Source organism: Desulfovibrio sp. (assembly GCF_047607245.1).
Classification (GTDB): domain Bacteria; phylum Desulfobacterota; class Desulfovibrionia; order Desulfovibrionales; family Desulfovibrionaceae; genus Desulfovibrio.
Genome location: NZ_JASGDK010000188.1, coordinates 1 through 18,546, shown reverse-complemented (window position 1 = coordinate 18,546; position 18,546 = coordinate 1). Strand labels below are relative to the sequence as shown.

13 protein-coding genes and 2 pseudogenes are annotated in these 18,546 nt (G+C 51.9%); 4 read left to right on the top strand and 11 right to left on the bottom strand.

The features are described from left to right. The 10 genes and pseudogenes from urtB to QM579_RS13655 form a co-directional block, all read right to left on the bottom strand. Positions 1–1,476 (bottom strand): urea ABC transporter permease subunit UrtB (urtB, locus tag QM579_RS13700; RefSeq protein ID WP_414999685.1); only part of this gene is annotated, 1,476 nt, incomplete at its 3' end. Positions 1,477–1,777: 301 nt separating this feature from the next. Then, positions 1,778–3,064, bottom strand: a complete 1,287-nt coding sequence (gene urtA / locus QM579_RS13695) for an urea ABC transporter substrate-binding protein (protein ID WP_414999684.1) — start codon at positions 3,062–3,064, stop codon at positions 1,778–1,780. Between the two features lie 1,010 nt (positions 3,065–4,074). Then, positions 4,075–4,314: a hypothetical protein gene (locus QM579_RS13690; RefSeq protein WP_414999683.1), complete on the bottom strand. Its 240-nt coding sequence runs from the start codon at positions 4,312–4,314 to the stop codon at positions 4,075–4,077. A 56-nt stretch (positions 4,315–4,370) separates the two neighbouring features. Next, positions 4,371–5,114: a cobaltochelatase CobT-related protein gene (locus tag QM579_RS13685; protein ID WP_414999682.1), complete on the bottom strand. Its 744-nt coding sequence runs from the start codon at positions 5,112–5,114 to the stop codon at positions 4,371–4,373. 161 nt (positions 5,115–5,275) lie between these two features. Continuing rightward, on the bottom strand, positions 5,276–5,668 hold the full coding sequence (locus QM579_RS13680; protein WP_414999681.1) for a tyrosine-type recombinase/integrase: 393 nt from the start codon (positions 5,666–5,668) through the stop codon (positions 5,276–5,278). A 173-nt stretch (positions 5,669–5,841) separates the two neighbouring features. Further along, positions 5,842–6,132 carry a phage integrase central domain-containing protein gene (locus QM579_RS13675; RefSeq protein WP_414999680.1) on the bottom strand — a complete coding sequence of 97 codons (291 nt, stop codon included), beginning with the start codon at positions 6,130–6,132 and terminating at the stop codon, positions 5,842–5,844. 139 nt (positions 6,133–6,271) lie between these two features. Beyond that, positions 6,272–6,480 (bottom strand): annotated as a pseudogene (locus QM579_RS13670) (Arm DNA-binding domain-containing protein). Positions 6,481–7,027: 547 nt separating this feature from the next. Continuing rightward, positions 7,028–9,070: a hypothetical protein gene (locus tag QM579_RS13665; RefSeq protein ID WP_414999679.1), complete on the bottom strand. Its 2,043-nt coding sequence runs from the start codon at positions 9,068–9,070 to the stop codon at positions 7,028–7,030. Between the two features lie 593 nt (positions 9,071–9,663). Further along, a complete protein-coding gene (locus QM579_RS13660; protein ID WP_414999678.1) occupies positions 9,664–10,443 on the bottom strand; it encodes an N-acyl homoserine lactonase family protein in 780 nt (259 codons plus the stop codon). Positions 10,444–10,454: 11 nt separating this feature from the next. After that, positions 10,455–11,612 carry an iron-containing alcohol dehydrogenase gene (locus QM579_RS13655; RefSeq protein WP_414999677.1) on the bottom strand — a complete coding sequence of 386 codons (1,158 nt, stop codon included), beginning with the start codon at positions 11,610–11,612 and terminating at the stop codon, positions 10,455–10,457. Positions 11,613–12,064: 452 nt separating this feature from the next. Here QM579_RS13655 and QM579_RS13650 point away from each other — a divergent pair, with 452 nt between their 5' ends. After that, positions 12,065–12,220, top strand: a complete 156-nt coding sequence (locus QM579_RS13650) for a hypothetical protein (RefSeq protein ID WP_414999676.1) — start codon at positions 12,065–12,067, stop codon at positions 12,218–12,220. 103 nt (positions 12,221–12,323) lie between these two features. Here the strand turns inward: QM579_RS13650 and QM579_RS13645 are convergent, their stop codons facing one another. Continuing rightward, positions 12,324–15,491 carry a sigma-54 interaction domain-containing protein gene (locus tag QM579_RS13645; RefSeq protein WP_414999675.1) on the bottom strand — a complete coding sequence of 1,056 codons (3,168 nt, stop codon included), beginning with the start codon at positions 15,489–15,491 and terminating at the stop codon, positions 12,324–12,326. A gap of 204 nt (positions 15,492–15,695) precedes the next feature. Between QM579_RS13645 and QM579_RS13640 the strand changes: the two genes are divergently transcribed. The 3 genes and pseudogenes from QM579_RS13640 to QM579_RS13630 all read left to right on the top strand — a co-directional run. Next, the gene (locus QM579_RS13640; RefSeq protein ID WP_414999674.1) at positions 15,696–17,390 is read left to right on the top strand and encodes a thiamine pyrophosphate-binding protein; all 1,695 of its coding nucleotides are present in this window, start codon (positions 15,696–15,698) and stop codon (positions 17,388–17,390) included. Positions 17,391–17,400: 10 nt separating this feature from the next. Beyond that, entirely contained in the window at positions 17,401–18,135 is a 735-nt protein-coding gene (locus tag QM579_RS13635; RefSeq protein WP_414999673.1) for an SDR family NAD(P)-dependent oxidoreductase, read from the top strand. A 142-nt stretch (positions 18,136–18,277) separates the two neighbouring features. Beyond that, positions 18,278–18,546, top strand: a pseudogene (locus QM579_RS13630) (hypothetical protein); the annotation flags it as partial.

The following is an 18,546-nucleotide window of genomic DNA, read 5'->3' as shown; positions in this document are numbered from 1 at the left end:
GCCCACGCCGCCAAACACCACCACCATGAAGGAATCCACAATATAGGTCTGGCCCAGGTTGGGGCCAACGTTGGAAACCTGGCTCAAGGCCACGCCAGCCATGCCAGCTACGCCGGAACCAAGGCCAAAGGTCAGCGCGTCCACGCGTGATGAGCGTATGCCCATACAGCGGGCAATGGCCCTGTTTTGCGATACTGCGCGCACCTCAAGCCCCAGCCGGGTGCGGTGCATGGCCACATGGATGAGGGCAAACACGCCAAGACAGAAAAAGATAATGTATACGCGGTTGCAGGTCAGGCTGAAATGCTGGGTTATCTGCCACACGCCGCTCATGAAATCCGGGTTTTGCACGGCCCGGTTCAGGGGCGAAAAAACACTGCGCACGGCCTGTTGCAGCACAAGGCTGATGCCGAATGTTGCCAGAAGTGTCTCCAGCGGGCGGCCATAAAGAAAGCGGATAACGGTTTTTTCAAGAAGCACGCCCATGCTGCCGCTCACCAGAAAGGCGGCGGGAACAGCCAGAATGAGGGCAAGGCCCGGCTGGCCCGGCAAGATCTGCTGCATGCCCCAGGCGGTGTAAGCCCCGAGCATGATCATCTCGCCGTGGGCCATGTTGATGACCCCCATAACGCCAAAGGTGATGGCAAGGCCAATGGCGGCCAGCACGAGAATGGATCCCAGACTCGTACCAAAAAAAAGCATTTCAAAAAATTGCGCCCACTGGGCGGAAATACGCTGGGAATACAGGGCATCGCCAGCCGCTTTGGCCACAGCCGTGTCGGATGAAGCGGCAAAGGTGCGCAGGGCGTCGAGGGCGGCGGGACTGCCGTTGCTGTTCAGGGCATTTACGGCGGCAAGCTGATCGGAGCGCACGGCGCTTGGATCAGCCGCCACGTACAGGGCAAGGGTCGCGTTGAGGTTGCCGCGCACGGCTTCGTCCTTTTCCACATTCAGCAGTTTGTGCAGGGCTTCCGCATTAAGGGGCGGAGTGGTGCTCTCCATAAGGGCCGCCGAGGCCTGACGGCGCTTGGCCGTGTCTGTGGAGGTAAGGGCCTGAGCGTTAAGGATATCCGTAATGCGCTGTCGCTGTCGGTTGCTTGTGCCCACCTTGCGAAGACTGTCGGCAGACTGGGCTGCGCCAAGTTCGCCCCTGGCGTCAAGGGGCCGTGCCTGACCTGCATCGTCGCTCACAAAGAGCGCTCCTGCAGCGACATCGGCCAGCAGGGTGTTGCGCAGCAGCGCTTCCAGCAGTTTTTCGCGCAGTGGCGCGGCAAGGCTGCTGTCATCCTTTTCCAGTGCGGCAATGGCCGCATCCCTGTCCGCTACTTTGGGACTCACGAGAGTTTTGAGCAGATCGGCTGGAAGAATGGATGGCGAAGTTTGCACCGGGGACGCAGAAGACGTCGAAACCGCGTCCCCGACCTTTCCGTCCGGTTCCGGCCCGGACGCCAGCACTGCGGGAGGCAGACTGAACATTATGAGACAGCAGAGCAAGAGCGCCGTGCGCATGGGAATATCCTTTAGTCTAGAGCATATTAACTTTGAGATATGAAGCATTTCAGAGCTTTCATTCAGCCGAAAAATACGATTTTCGGCTGAATTCACGTCACGTTGTGACGCGCTGCACTTTTGTGCAGCGTTGAGCATTTACATTTTTTCAAAGGTAAAATGCTCTAGTCTGTCGGGACAGCGCAGCACTGACCTCGACCGACGTGCCGTGGGGACGATCGCGGGGGCCACTGAGACCCCCGCTGCAGGTTTCAGACAGTTATTTTATCTATTTTGAAGCGCCGCCGCATTTCTTGGTCTTGGTATTGTAGTTGCCGCAGTTGATGGGGTCGGTCCAGTCGCCGATCAGATCCTTGGATTCGGGCAGATAGTGCGACCACGCTTCGCCGGGAACTACAGAAGGAGTTTCCCATACCACCTGAAACTGGCCGTCGGCCTGAATTTCGCCAATCAGCACGGGCTTGGTGATGTGGTGGTTGGGCAGAACCTTGGCCACGCCGCCGGTGAGGTTGGGGGTCTCAAGGTCCACAATGGCCTTCAGAACCTTGTCCACATCGGTGCTCTGGGCTTTTTCAACAGCCTTCACCCACAGGTTGAAGCCGATATAATGGGCTTCCATGGGGTCGTTGGTCACGCGCTTGGGGTTCTTGGTGAAGTCGTGCCACTTCTTGATGAAGGCCTTGTTGGCGGGATTATCCACGCTCATGAAGTAGTTCCAGGCGGCCAGGTGGCCCACCAAAGGCTTGGTGTCTATGCCGGAGAGTTCCTCTTCACCCACGGAGAAAGCCATGACGGGAATGTCGGCGGCAGTGATACCCTGGTTGGCGAGTTCCTTGTAGAAAGGCACGTTGGCGTCGCCGTTGAGGGTGGAAACCACGGCGGTCTTTTTGCCCGCATTGCCAAATTTTTTGATTTCAGCAACGATGGATTGCCAGTCGGAATGGCCGAAGGGCGTGTAGTTAATGAGGATATCTTCCTTTTTCACACCCTTGGAGATCAGGTAAGCTTCAATGATCTTGTTGGCGGTGCGGGGGAACACGTAATCCGTACCGGCCAGCACCCAGCGCTTAACGCCCAGGTCGTTCATCAGATAGTCCACAGCGGGGATGGCCTGCTGATTCGGGGCTGCGCCAGTGTAGATGACGTTACGCGAAGACTCTTCGCCTTCGTACTGCACGGGGTAGAACAGGAGGCCGTTGAGTTCTTCAAACACGGGCAACACGGATTTGCGCGAAACCGAGGTCCAACAGCCGAAAACAGCGGCGACTTTGTCCTTGCTCAGCAGTTCACGGGCTTTTTCTGCAAACAGGGGCCAGTTGGAAGCCGGATCGACCACCACGGGTTCCAGCTTTTTACCCAGCAGGCCGCCTTTTTTGTTCTGCTCTTCAATGAGCATGAGCATAACATCTTTCAGCGTTGTCTCGCTGATGGCCATTGTACCGGAGAGCGAATGCAGAATGCCGACTTTGATGGTGTCTTCCGCAGCCTTTGCGTTCAGTGTACTGCACAGGGTGACGAGCATGAGAGCCAACGCCGTCAACGTTTTCTTGAACATATGGAGCCTCCTTGGAACTGTCTGTATGGCTGTACGTGACGCGACGCACCCCCATGGTTGCCGCGCTGCTTGCTACAGCACACAGTTTAGCAAGAGGCGTTCCAAAGATGTTTTTTATATAATATATTGTAATAATTATATAATTTTTCACTGAGAGTATGATTCATAAGACATTTTTGTAAAATCAGCTGGATGTTAAAACAATTTTGTATATGTTTTAGGGCGGTGATGCCTGACGTTACCCATTGCGAAGAATGACCGTGTAAAAAGAGGATGATTACCTTACGACATGGGGTGTCCTGATGGAATCGCACGCGACTTTGCTCGACAAAATAAAGACTGGTTTAGACAAACAGGCTTTCTTGACGCTTACCGGCTCTGATCCAGTGGGCCCTACGTCATAAACTCTTCGACGTTTTCAAGAGTTATTAGCGGTGGCAAGATTTCTTCTGCCCACAGTACAACGGTCCATGCCAAGTTACGGATGAATTGTGTACGCGGCTTGGCTCCCTTGGATTTGCTGAAATGTGGGCAATCCGGCGAGGCGTAGAGTATTGCGACGCGCTGCCCTCCGGTAGCTTCAAGCGAAAGCACGCGGGTACCCCGACGATGCCAGTCACTACACCGCCGATGAAAGTTCAAGCCTTGCTCATGAATATTACCCTTTTCAGTTACATAGCTGCAGGAGGCGGGATCACTCCCGCCCCCTGCAGCCAGTCATTTTGCGATTAGTCGTCCCCATTTTCCTTGATCACCTGTAGCACAGCAATGGCAACATGTATCCATGCAAGTGGGTTCATAAAGCCTCCTTTGTGTCAGCCGCGCGGGATGCGCCGCCGGTTGTAGGTGAAAAAGATTGAAATGATCCGTACCGGGTTCCAACGACAAAAATCCCGAGATACCATAATGCTGCACCACCTTGGAGCAGAGCGGCCTGAAGCACGCCGAATATGGCGGCACCAGATCTGGCAGATCGTTGATGACCCGGCTGGTCTGCGGCTGCAAATGAGCTATATGTTCATCACGGATACAAGGCCATAAACCTCAAAACCAAGCCCTTGCGTTATGTTCAAGGCCTGTCGTGCTGCGTGTGTGTTATCGGGTACTCCGTCTGTAATGATGAGGATGATTTTCCTTTCCTCCCTGAAAAACAACATCTTCTGCATAACCCACCACAAAGCCGCAGTCAGAGGGGTGCCACCCGATGCGTTGATGTTGAAGCAGCCCGGCACCTTTTGACCCTGCCGCATGATAGGGAATACGGAACTTGTGGAGGATATCGCGGGAAAGGCCGTGATCGCAGGATTTACGCCGTTGATATTTCAAGTGCTTTTGCCACCGCAAAGCACGCCTGCCTTGCCAGGGCGATGGGTACGCCGCACATGCTGCCGCTGACATTCAGCAGAATGTGTACAGCGGTATTGAGGCCCCGTTGCTCTGCCTCCCTACGGAAGATGCGCGGATTGCCCGTTTGCAGCCTATGGAGCGAGCCATGATGTAAGACCCCACGCCGCCCGATGCAGCACCGTTTTTGCGTCTGCGCCTGTAGAAAACCCTGGAGCCTGGTGCGAAGGGCAATGCTGGCTTGGAGCGCTTGCAGCTTTTGCGCTTCCGGCAATGCTCCAGTCTGCCGAAAGCCTTTAACAGTGACTGTAACCGTTTTGGCTGCTGATTCTGTGAGTTGGCTGGTAAGGGTTGCCGACAGGAGCTCTCCGAGGTTTTGCGGCAAATCCTGAGCTTCGGCACGTAACAGGGCTGTCAGTAGCGTCTTGGCTCCGTTGGGAAATGCAGACGGCTGCGTTTGAGATGCACAAGCAGAATAGTCAGTGTCTTCCCCTTGAGAAGCAGAATCGCTGTGGTCAGCGGCATCCCCCATACCCGTTGTTGTGCCGGATGCGTGGCCTTTGCGCCGGGTTTTGTGATCACTATTCGTGTTCTCGTCATTCTGCGCAGGGTTTGCGTCAGGTTTTGTCTGTTGCGGCGGTTCCCACTGCCGGAGGCTTTGGGCAAATTGACGGGCATAGCCCACAGCGGCAACCGTATCGGGCAATGGATGTGGACCTTGGTCAGAATGGCATCTAGTGTTTCCTTGAGGCCGGGAAAGTGTTGACGTATTGCCTCTGCCGCCGCCGTGCGATGTCTGTTGACCTCTTCCACATCCCAGGCCCTCACCGCAACAGCACATAATCCAAAACAACAAGGGCCGGGGAATCACCTCCGGTCCTTGGCTGTGCTTGCTCTACAAAGAATCGTCGTATCAACCAATTCAGGTTTTGCCGACAGCCAGGAAAAATGGCAGACAGTTTTTTTCGACGCTCCAGTCCTCAAGGCAATTGAACAGGTTGGCTGGCGTTCAATCCAATCTCGGTTATAGCCCTGCTCGTAGAGCAAGGTAGAGGCCATGCTTCTGAATTCGTGGATTGTCATGATACCTTTGGCATAGCCCATGCGGCGTAGTGCGTTCAGTCGCCCCATGTCGGAAATGAGGCGACTGGCACTGTAGAGGCTTGTAAAGAGGAAATGTTCGTTCCCGGTCAAGGTTCGGAGGCAATGCAGCAGGGCTACCACCTGGCGCGCCAAGGGCGCAGTGTGTGGGCGTTTCATTTGCATTCGTTCTGCCGGAATAATCTAAATGTCTGCGTCGAAATCAAACGCGCCCCATTCAGCCCCGCGCAATTCAATTGACCGCACGAAGACAAAAGGAATAATTTTCAGGGCAAAGCAAATGGACGGTTCGCCAGCGTATGTATCAATGGCACGGAGTAGGTGCCCCATTTTTATAGGGTCGGTGATTGTGGCATAGTGATTGGTCTGAACTGGGGTGATGGCTTCTGTAAGGCCTGCGGCCGTATCAAGCGGGTATGCCCCACAATGCGAGCGTAACGCGAAACCTGGCCGCATAGCTGCGCCAGCCTATGCGCGGTTTCAATAGCGCCGCGGGCTTCAGCCTTTTGAATAGCTGGCAGGAAATCGGCAGGTTTCAGAGATGAAAAAGGGCGACTGCCTAGGATGAGGAAAAGCTGATTTTCAAGACGTGAGAGGATTTTTTTTGGTGGCCATGCGTCCATGCCGCTTTTTTCTTGGAGACCAGTCACGGGCCACGGCTTCAAAGGTAGTGGATTGCTCCTGTTCTATAGTTGCAACAGCCGCCTTGGCTTCCTTGCGCTGGACACTGGGGTCAACACCCTGTTCAAAAAGCTTTTCCGCCTATTCTCGCCGTTCTCGCGCATTTTTCAGGCCGACAGTAGGGTAGTTGCCAAGGAATATGCGTTTCTCCTTGCCCTGAAAGCGATACGTGAGGCGCAACACTTGCCCCCGCTGGGGGCAACTTCGAGATAGAGGCCACCGCCGTCAAACAGTTTGGCAGCCTTGGTGGTGGGCTTTATTGCCCGAATTGCGGTATCTGTGAGGGGCATGGGGGCAACTCCGTCTGGGGGATAACAGAGATTTGAAAGCTGCCCCCTAAGTTGCCCCCAAATAAACGGGTGTCAATGAACACTCCCGAATTTAAACGGAAGCTAAAAAAGCAGAAAGTCCGCTTGGCTGTTGGCCTTGCGGACTTTAGCGAACTTCTTTGGAAGTCATTTTGGTGCCGAGGGCGGGACTCGGCACTTTTGCAACATTGAATTTTTAACTAGATTAAATTATTATAATTTATTTTTTGTTTGCAGAGCTTGTGACCCCGGTTGTGACCCTACACTAAATGGTACTTACGAAAAATCTAGTGGCACCAGAACCAGCACAAAAATTTGATTATTGTTCACACTTCTTTGTTCTACTTTAAGTGATGGGAGCACAGTCCTGCCATGCGCGCTCAATCGGCTCAAGCCATAACGAAAGCAGGCTCATCATGAATGATGAACCTGCTTAAATGAAATGGCATTATACGCTAAAGCTTGCTGAAAACTGTTTGCCTGACAGCCTTACAATATCCAGAATATTACAGGACTTTATTGCCGTTGTTTAAAACTCAAACTTTACCTGCAGGCTGCCAGTCACACCTTCACGTTTACCCACATAACCCTGTACACCCAAGTCGAGGGTTAACGGCACAGCCTGTGAGGGACGGAATGAAAAACCCAATTCTCCAATACCGGTATCACCCCGCAATGAGGGAGCCTTGATATCATAACCATAAGTACTTGCTTCGACTTTACCATCAAATTCATGCTCATAAGCCGCGCCCACATAGGGACTTACATATTCATTGAAGTTGCAGGTCAGTCGACTACCCAGGCGCAAACGGCTGGAATTGGCATCTTCAAACTTTACAGGATCATCGGTTGACAAGGTGACTGAAGTACCTTCCTGCCGCGTCCAGAAATATTTGCCATATATGTCGAGTGCCAGGGCTTCTGTAAGATTCCACACATAGCCGCCACCGCCGTGCAAACCATAATAAGGGGAGTAAGTATCATAGCCGCCAGCGCTTTGTCCCCATGTATCGCGCAAATCTGAGGTACTGTAATGGTTATATAAACCACCTGTGCGAGTGCTGCCCTCAAGATAAAAGTGTCCAGGGCCGAAAGGGGAAAAATCCATGCGGGCCAGCAGGCCGCCCCCCAAATAGCGCGTCTTGCCGTCGCCATCCACAGAAGCAGCGTTCGAAAAAGAACTATAGGTGTCATAAGAACCACTTCCTGCTTCAAAAAACACCCCTGCCGTCAAATGCCCAAGATTAAATTCCTGTCCCCATGCCAAGCCAGCCAAGAGTGAAAAGCTGCGCATGTCTATATGCGAACCCGTATCGTAGCGTGAATATCCAGCAGAAAGGGCACTGAAGCCGACCAGTCCGGAACAGGTATCACCGGCATTACGATTGTTACATGTAGCGTCAATGGCACCGCTGATACCTTGTCCGGCAATAAGGTTGCCGCCTTCATTCACGAGAGCTGTACCCGCAAGATAGCCTTGGCTCACCGCTTTCATACGAGGATTGGCAGAGATGTTGTTCAAAGTAGCCGTCAGGCTGTTGGGGGCAAGGTTGACATTCCAGTCATACACAAGGGCCGCCCCCTTTAAACCACTAGCCTTATTGCTGGCAAGAGCGCCGGAAATCGCGGCAGTAGAGCTAATGAGGGTCACAGTGTCGCCAACAGCAAAATTACTTCCTCGGGCTACATTGATACTGCTGACCGTGCTGGAGCCGCCAAAGTCCGCCGACGATACGGCGAGCATAGAGTCACCGGGATTATTTGCCTGAAAGTTCGCGGGTAGATTAAAATTAAAAAATTCAAAATTATTCAGACTGTTGAAGGAGAATTTGTTGGAGACATTCAGCGTATTGCCTGTAAAAACATCATCTCCAGGAGTCCACGTGAAGCCGCCCCATACACCTCCGCTTATGCTGCCGCCGGCAAGGTTGACTATATTGCCAATGGCGCTCCCACCGTCAGTTTCTCCCCCGTAAACATCTACGACAGTACCGCCGTTAATATTCACAATGTTTTGCGTTGCGGTTCCCAACTCTGAGGAACCACCAACAACTCTAGTGTTTACTGTAGAATCAAATACTGTCACTGTGTTTCCAACAGCATTTCCAGTTGAACTGCTGCCACCGTATGCTAAACTATGCACAGATCCGCCATCTAATACAACGATATTTCCCTGGGCATTTCCAGAACTACTCCAACCTCCGAAAACGTCAATAGTTCCTCCATTAAAAATGACGGTATTATTTATGACATTTCCCCCACTGCTGTATCCACCATAAAGAACTGCGGTTGAGGCATTAGCGTTAATAAAGTTAATTATATTGTTACGGACATTTTCATTACCCAAAGATATTCCACCGAACGCGCCACCAAGACTACTTGTTATGGTAACTGTATTACCAGAAAGCGAATCAGGGTAAAGGACATTGCCAACGCCTATGGGGTTTGGCCGTAACATGCCAGGATCTGATCCGTCATAGACAATATTTTCAGCCTTGGCAGCGGTAGGCAAGTTAATGATGCCCAGGGAAATTGGAATTGCAAGAAAAAAGCATATCAACGCTTTGCGCATAATCTCCTCCTGTATGCAGTGATGCATTATTGACAACCCCAGTTACACGTACTGAACGGCATGTTAGGAAAGCTGGATAGGGACCTAATTACTCATGATAATAATTTTTTTTATTTGTAATTGCAATGCGTTTGAAGTTTTACCCCTTTGCAATGATCGGGATTAGATCTGCGCCATTTGATGCGAAATCAGCGCATTTTGGGTTGGCGGATTTGTCTGTGCAAACACAGTACCTTGAACCGGGAAATCGTGGAAGAAAGGCTACTGCGAAAGCTTCAACAAAGGCTTGCCACAGAGATCCCCTGTAATCCTTCAAGCACAATGCGGGCTTTATTTTTACTGTCCCAGATACGGCGTTTCATTTTTCCTCCAGGGCTGGAAGAAAACTACCTTAACAGGACTGCCTTGATAATGGGGGCAGTATAAAACTATTTCACTTTGCATAGCCTTCACCTTGATAGCAGTTTGCCAGAAACCTCTACCATTCGAGGGTTCTATTTCAGGGGAAGGTTACAGAGGCGCTTTAGAACAGCTAGTCAGTATACTTGAAAGCCTGATGTTGACTTCCGACCGTGGTGATCATGAACGGCTTTTTAATCATACCACTCTGGCGCTTTTCGGAGCAGTTTCCATGCCGCAGGATCATGTCCTGTAATAATTCGTGCCCCAATGCTATCGCGTAAATGCCGCATGCGCTCAACACTGCGCACAGTTTCTGCCGCATTCCACATAAGCCCAGGCAGTACGCCTTCATTTAGATTTTTCTCTGTGTAGCATGAGTCTGCCGTCAAAAACATAGGGCCGCTGTTGGGTAGATTCACCAGTAGAGCCTGATGGCCTGGCGTATGCCCGGGCGTGAAATAAATAATCAGAGAGCCGTCACCAAAAAGGTCGAAGCGGTCCTGCTGCCAGCCCTCCAAAATCATCCAGTCCACTTCTTTATCAAAATCTTTGCGGATATAAGCGGCCTTCATATACGGATCAGGCACATAGGCAAAGTGCAGCTCTTCCCGCTGGACAATGTAACGGGCATTTGGAAAGTGGCCAACGCCGCCTGCATGATCCAGATGCAGATGCGAAAGAACTACATACTTGATGTCTTCCGGCGTGCAGTCAGCATTTTTAATGGCGTTCACACACCATTGCTCCTCGATCATTACGGGGTCATAGACCTCCAGAATACCTTTCCAGTGGTTGTGTTTGTCATTCACTGTTTCCAGCGCGTTCCCTGTATCAAAAAGCACATTGCCCTTGGGATGTTTGATGAGAAAGAAAGGCACAGGCACATTGAATGGCTCATGCACGCCTTGGTTGAGAGTAAACAGGTGTTTCTGGCTTTGCAGAATGCCCGCTTCAAACATATAGAGCTGCATTGGTTCCTCCTCTATAAAGCTTCACGGTAGATGGCGTTTGCGTCACTGAGTTCGAGTTTACGCGGGTTATTGGCCAACAGGCGTGTTACCTTCATGACTCCGGCAGCTAGATTGGGAATGTCGGTCTCCTTGATGCCGAAATCCCGCAGATTACGCGGCACTCGCAGATCGTCAGAGAGTTCGTCCATAGCGTCTATGGCGCTCTGGGCTGCTTCACGCAGACTCATGCACTCGGTGGGCAGGCCAAACATGTCGCCTATAGCCGCAAAGCGTTCCAGGTTGCCGATCATATTGAAGCGCATGACTGGTACCAGCATGATGGTGTTGGCGACACCATGAGGAATATGGAACTCCGCACCAATTGGGTAGGCAAATGCGTGTACGGCTGTGACCCCAGCGTTGGCAAAGGCCATGCCGGCCAGCAGGCTGCCGCGCAGCATGAGGTCACGTGCTTCTATATTGCTTCCATCGGCAACGGCTTTGCGTATGTTGACATAGAGCAGCCGGATAGCTTCTTTGGCCAGGATGTCCGAAATGAATGTGGCATTCTTGGAAGTATACGCTTCAATGGCATGAATAAGGGCGTCCATACCGGTTGCTGCCGTGACAGCAGCAGGCAACCCGACGGTAAGCTCTGGATCCAGCAAGGCGCAGGAAGGGTAGAGATAGGGGCTGACAATACCTTTCTTCAGTTTTTCATATGGGTCTGAGAGAATGACTATTGGCGTGACTTCACTTCCAGTGCCCGCAGTGGTGGGCACAAGAATGAGAGGCAGGCCGGGTTTATCTACCTGGTCAATTCCAAACATGCTGGTTACCGGGCTGGTATTGGTGCCCATAACGCTGACTACCTTGGCGATGTCCAGCGAAGAGCCGCCGCCAATGCCAATAACAGCTTGAGAACCTGCTTGCCGCAACTGTGCAACGGCCTCGTCCACCAATTCGAATGGTGGATCCGCCACTACCTTGTCAAAGCGGCTGAAAATGATGCCGCTTTGCCGCAAAATATCTTCAAGGCGGTCTACGATGCCGGTATTCACCAGGCCGGGGTCAGTGACTATAAGCACGGATGTGGCTTTGAGACGATCAATTTCACTACCTATGCTCGAAAGGCATCCATTGCCAATAACAAAGCGTGGCGTGGTGTTAAAAATTTCTTGAGGTTTCATAGATTATCTCTCCTTGATTGTTACCGCTACATTGAAGCTACGGCAGGATGGCTCAGTGATGTTTAATTTGGTTTAATAGTTGTATATTTGTGGACCCAGACTGCCCGTTGTTCTGTGCTGAAGGTGCTGCAAAGAGTGTTAAAACCCAAATGTTTTGCAGTGTTTTTATTGGTTCAGCGTTCTGTGACGCCCTATTGTTGAATCTTTCTTTCAGGTTTTCGGCCACCATCTGGGGAAAGGGGCTTTGAGTTGTGCCATTTTATGCCAAGGGCTGGCAGTAACCGTCGCCACTATCGAGGCCATTTCGCCATTGAGGGTTAAGGGCATAACACAGTGGGCTGTTGGTTTTTCATGTATTGCATTTACCCTGACAAGGGGGATTTCCACCTGAGATAAAGCAGAGCCCTTTTTCCTTAAGACCATTTTTATCTATGCCGGATACAGCAACTTGTATGCCAGTGGTTGAGGAGCTTTTTTTTACGGACAAGAGCGGGAAAGGGCTGGAAAAGAACACTGGAGTCAGCCAGATTCAGGACGATTTTTTCTTTATGGACATTGTGTCCAGTTTGAGGACTATTTATGGCAGTCATGTTTACTCCAACAGGTGACTGCCCCGGATAGGCCCATATAGGTTTTGTGGATTACGTAAAAAAGTAGCGGCACGATCGCCGCTACTTTTAGAGAGATGAACCTTTCGGTTTTTGAAGCACTTTACTGCTTGAACGGGGAATCCTGCTGGCAGTCCTTCATGTATTTTGCGTAAAAAGTTGAACGTTTGACTCCAAGTATTTTCAGGGCTCCCTTTGGGCCTGTTATTCTGCCCCTGGTCATATCAAGAATATGTCTGACATAACGGAGTTCCAGTTCCTTCAACGAAGGCACGTCTCCGATGAGGCTTTCTGTGCAGACTTGTATTGCCTTAGGGGGAGGGCTCAATTCAGAGGATGGGCTTGACTCCAGCCCATATTGCATCGCGCCGCCCCGATAGAGAATTACAGCGCGTTCAATAAGGCTTTTGAGTTCGCGCACATTTCCTGGCCAGGGATAGGCCAGCAGTTCTTCCATTTCTTCTGGGATGGATATGGGCAGAGTGCGGTGGTATCTGCGCGCGAACCTGTCCAGGAAGAGCCGGGCTAGAATCGGGATGTCTTCTTTGCGGTCCCTCAGGGGGGGGAGGGTGATCGGCACTACTGACATGCGGTAGTATAAATCTTCTCTGAATCGGCCGGCCTGCACTTCCTTCCAGAGGTTTTTATTGGTCGCACCAACCAGCCTGAAGCTTGATTTTATTTCAATAAGGCCGCCGACACGCAAAAAGCGATGTTCCTGAAAAACTCTCAGCAGTTTCACCTGTGTAGACATGGGTATGTCTGCCACCTCATCGATGAACAAGGTTCCGGCGTCTGCCATTTCTACAAGTCCGATTTTTTGTTTGTGCGCTCCCGTGAAAGCCCCTTTTTCGTGCCCGAAAAATTCACTTTCAAAAAGGGTGTCGGGGATGCTTGCCGGATGGACAGGAATAAACTGGCCCGTTTTACCGCTACAGTCGTGTAGATAGCGGGCCAGCAGCTCCTTGCCTACGCCGGTTTCACCAAGAATGAGAACTGGCGCGTCAGTCATGGCGACCTGACGGCTGCGCGAGATAATTTGCCGCATGACGGGGCTGCCATGATACAGGGTTTCCGGGCTGTCCTGATATGGGGTCGCTTTGGCGGTTTCCAGTTGGTGTGCCGGGGGAACAGGCTGGTGATGCAGGGCACGGTGAAGCCTGCGGCCAAAAAGCGCTGCAAGCTCACCAAGTGTCGCTGGCGAGAGCGTTTTCAGCGTTTTAACGGCATACGCGCTTTCAAGATAAAGAAGCCAGAAGTTGGTTTCATCAAGAAACAGGGGAAGAAACAAAAACGCGCCCTGATCGTTCCAGGTCAATTTGGGCTCACTGGTATCGGCAGGAAGGATTTCTGCCAATCTTTTTTTAATGGATCCGGTTTTCAACTCAGCTTCGCTGATATTGCAGGAGGCTTTCAAGGTGAAATCTCCAGCCTGGGTACGGTGAAAAAGGGCTGCGCGCTCTGCCCCCAAATCACAACTGGCGATGTAAACCATCTGGTGCAGAAACTGCTGCACATTTTCCCAGGGAGTAATTGAGTCCAGAGCTAGCCTGCAATTTTCAATCGGATTCTCAGGAAGTATTGTGGCGGACGAGGCAGGTGTGGCCTCTGCTGCACTTGAAGAAAATGAGAAGGCTTCAGGCTGTGCAGTTTTTCTGATCCGGCCTTCTGGGGTGTGATTTTTTGTGTCCTTGTATCGCTGTGGCAAGGGAACCGACACTATATGGGGGGCTGGGCTGTCCTGTTGCTCGTAGTATTGAAGTATTTGTGTCGCATCTTCACGTAATATGGCTGCTTGGGCGCTGTTACCGCTCTTTTCCAGCATCAGAGCCATTTGTATCTGTGTTCGCGCGGCCTCAAGCGGCGTACCGACAGATTCGAAAAACTTCAGGCTTTGCCGCAGTCCGGCCAGACATTCTTTGTGGGCTTTCCCACTAGCAAAATCTCTTGTCGCCTTGGTTCGCAGTGCCGCAGCCTGAAGCTGCATGTTGGGGCCGTGCAGAGCCCTTGCCAGTTCTTCTTCCAGGTCAAGGCCTGGTATCGGGGGCAGCTCTTCATCCAGAAATGCCTGGAGCATATCGAATAACCAGGGATACGAGTAGATGGGACGTCTGATACCGTTGCGCATGGCAGTATGCATGGCCGTGGTCAGTGCCTTGTGGGCAGAGATAATATGCCTGTTTCTGTAATGGTAATATGCAAGGCCGCGCAAAGCCCACAGCAATATTTTTGTTTCAGATTCTTCATCGGCTCTGTTGATTACCCTGTCGATAAGTTCAAGAGCTTCCTCGCGCCGATCCATGTAGAGCAGAACCATCGCGAGCTGGGCTTCCCACCACAAGGTTTTAAAGAAATTTTGTTCCAGGTCCGCTGCCCGGCGGGCGGCCTCAAGAATGCCCACAGCTTGATGGCAGTGCCCAAGGTAAACAGCGGCGGAGCTGGTATAAAGCGGAAACATTTCGGCTTGGAACCGGCCCTGCCATATTTGCTGATGAATGGTGGCCTCATGGAAAGCTTCGAGAACCTGCTGGTAATTCCCCTCCCAAAAGTTAAACATTCCGCGAAAGTAGTGGACCTGCTGGGTCACTTCCACATCTTCCAGTTCGCGCAGGGCTCTGTTGCACTTTATACGCAACAGTCTGAGCCGTGGGGCCGAGCATTCGGCATTCATATTTTCCAGGCAGGCTTCAATCAGTTCACACAAGGCGGCAGTGGCTCTGTCCCCCAATTCCAGGGCTGCCGCTTCGGCCCGTAAAGTGAGTTCTCCCACCTCCCTGTGGTATCTGCTGAGATACATGGAAATGTCGGCCGCCCGCAAAACAAGCTTGATAAAGGTTTCGACCGTGTTGCCTGGCTGGTTTTGCTCGTCAAATTTAGTCAGATGGCGAATGCCTAATGCCATGCATGTGCTGGCAGCAATAGCCGAAGAGTTGGACAGAAAACGGTCTGTAAGAGCAAAAATGGCAGAAATACTTTCGATTTCCTTGCCAACGGCGCGTAGTTGAAAGCACCGGGCAATTTCGCAAGAGGGAACATGATCTTCGGATTGCGCTGTAGGCAATGATGCCGAAGAATTCAGCAAGCCGTATCGTTTGCGTCCATCGGTGAAAGAGGCTCCAACAAGGGCTGCGTCGATGAGTTGCTGTAAGGCCAGCTGAATTTCAGCAGTGTCTGCTTCCAGGGTGAGGGCAAGGCTTTTAGCCGATAGTTCTACTTCAATTTCGAGAAGTATTTCACAAACAAGACGCGCAAGAGGAGTGAATGCAGGCATGAGGTGTCCTTGGTGTTAAAAAACAATCCGTAAATTGGACATACAGTCTGACTTTTTAGATAGTGTACAGTATTTGGATTATTGTCATCAAATTCGTATTTCAAAATTGGTTAGAACCTTTAAAAAAATATGAATTGAAGCTTGGCACGCATGTTGCTCATCTTGGCACACAGATGCTTATCAATAACGTGCTAGGAGGGTACGATGAAAACGAATGAACGATTGCTGGACACTCTGATAGAGAGCGGCATTGACCGAGCATTCACTTTGCCCGGCCTTGGAATAACCTGGAGTTTGCCAGCTTTTTATGACCGTAAAGACAGCCTTGATCTTGTGCTGTGCCGCAGTGAGCAGGTGGCCTCGGTCATGGCCCAGGTAACAGGCCGCCTGAGCGGCAAGGCAGGCGTGTTTTTGGGGCAGGGGCCCTGGGTGGCCAGTACTGGGCAGTTTGGTATCATTGAAGCTGCATTTTCCGGCACGCCTATGCTTATCATTACTGATACCTCTGACTATAACGGCTACGGGCTGTATGGCTGCTATCAAAGTATGGTGGGTGGCTATGGAGCGCTTGATATCCAAGCTGTGCTGCGTCCAATGACAAAGTACTGCGCTTACGCCACCGAGCCTGAGGATATCGTGTACGGCGCTCAGATGGCCTATAAACACGCGAATCTGCCACGCAAGGGACCTGCTGCGTTGATCATGAAGACAACGATCATCCGCGAAGAATTCCCTGAAAAACCTAAAACTCCCATTTATCCTTCTGCCGGCTATTATGCCTATACTGCGCCAAAGCCCGACGCCGAAGCTGTTGACCGCCTTGGTGAACTGCTGGATAGAGCTAAGAATCCCGTCATCGTAGCAGGCAACGGCGTGTTCGGTTCGGGCATGGGTTCTGCCCTGCTGGATCTGGCGCAAAAGAGCGGCGTTGCCATCGTGACAAGCTATCTTGGCAAGGGCTCAGTGGATGAATCGGCTGATGTTGTTTGTGGCATGCTTGGCACATGGGGACACCCTGCGGCCAGCCGGATGGTGCAGAAAGCTGACTTGGTAATCATGCTCGGCGCAAGTATGGGGCCTGACTATACCCGGTTCCGTGATCCCAAGATGATCCGTCCTGGTGAACAGACTTTGGTGCAGGTTGATGTGGATCCTCGTGCCGCTGGCTGGGTATACCCTGTTGACCTTGCCATTACAGGTGACGTGGCCGATGTGGTCCCCATGCTTGCACGGCGAGGGCTCGACGGAAGCAAAAAAGCTGCCCGCATGGAAGGCATACGTGAACTCAAGGCGAAGACGCTTTACGACGCCCCGGGCAGCTTCACCGCAGAGCCGGGCAGGGTGGCTAACAGTGATGTCGTCAAGGCCATGCAGCAGTTTATGGGCAAGGATGACATGATAACTCTTGATGCAGGTAACAGCCGCATCTGGTTTACCAACTCTCTTCGTATCCGCCATCAGAACCAGCTTCTGGCGCCAGGCGGCGCTGGGGGGATGGGCTGGGGTGGTCCCGCAGCCGCCGCTGCCAAACTGCATTGCCCTGATAAGCGTGTAACCTGCATCGCTGGTGACGGCGGATTCATGATGACCGCCGATGTTGTCGCTACCTGTGCACAGCACAAGATAGGTGCTGTTTTTGTTATTATGAACAATTGTGGTCTGGGCATGGTGCGCGACAACATGGGGTCCAAGCGGATTGCCTGTGATTTTCATGAAGTTGATTTTGCCAAGGTGGGCGAGGGCATGGGCGCGAAGGGGCTGACCGTGCGCAATCCCGGCGACTTTGGTGATGCCTTGCGTGAAGCGCATAGCCATGAGGGCGGCCCTGTGGTCATTGACGTGAAGATTGACCCCAAGGATTCGCACAAGGCCGCCTCGGACTATGTAGAGCTGGAATGATGGAGCAAATATGAAATCATCTCTTCCTGTGGCGATAATAACCGGGGCCGCCAATAACATTGGCCTTGCCTGCGCGAAGCGGTTTTCCAAAACGCACCATGTTGTCATGGCGGATATTGCAGATGCCTCAGCTGAAGCGAAAGCTTTGCCAAAGGCGGTTTACGAAAAGGCAGACGTCAGTGATTTTGAAGCATGCTGCACCTTGGTTGATCGTGCCCGATCGTATGGCCGGCTCGAAGCACTGGTACACTGCGCCGCGATCACAAAACCGGCCCGCTCCATTGTGGAGATGGATACTGCCGAGTGGGAGCAGGTAATCAAGGTTAACCTGACGGGTACTTTTTTTCTGGCCAAGGCCTGCATACCTGCCATGACCGAGCATGGCGGGAACATGATTCTGTTTACTTCCAGAGCAGCCAAAACTGGCTTTGCCGCCCTGGGGTCCAATGCGGGCAAGACAAAAGCGCACTACTGCGCGTCAAAAGCTGGCGTCATATCTCTTGTCAAATCCCTTGCTCTGGAATTGGCGGAGGTTGGGATACGGGTCAACAGTGTCGCGCCTGGGCCGGTCTCCGGCTCAATGATTCCGCCGGAGCAGATCGCGCTCATAGCAGAAAAGGTTCCACTGCGACGTGTAGGTTCCCCGGAGGATATGGCCGAGGCTGCCTGGTTTCTCTGTTCACGAGAAGCAAATTTCATCACGGGGCACGTGCTTGATGTAAATGGTGGCACTCTGATGGATTAATCCATCAGCTGGATGGCGTGGCTGAAGCTTCGCATGAAAACAAGCTTCAGCCACACTTCTCGCCATTCCATGGGTATTCGACGGCAAGCTGTGTGTTGTTAACTGGTTGAGTTGCACTTTGTTCATGTGCGAGAGGTGCGTGATGCGTCAGAACATAGTTATACAGGATGGCAGAATTATTGATCCTGCAAATAGAACAGATTCCATTGCCGATCTGCATATTCAGGACGGACGCATCGTGCCGAAAGAGCAATTCTTTTTCGGCCCTCGCACACTGCTGGTTAATGCTTCAGGGTGTGTTGTAACACCGGGGCTTGTGGATTCGCACATTCATGTTTTTCATCTGGACGGCCAGCTCGGTGCGCCCGCAGCGAGCTTCGTGACTGACGGCGTCACTACACTGGTCGATGC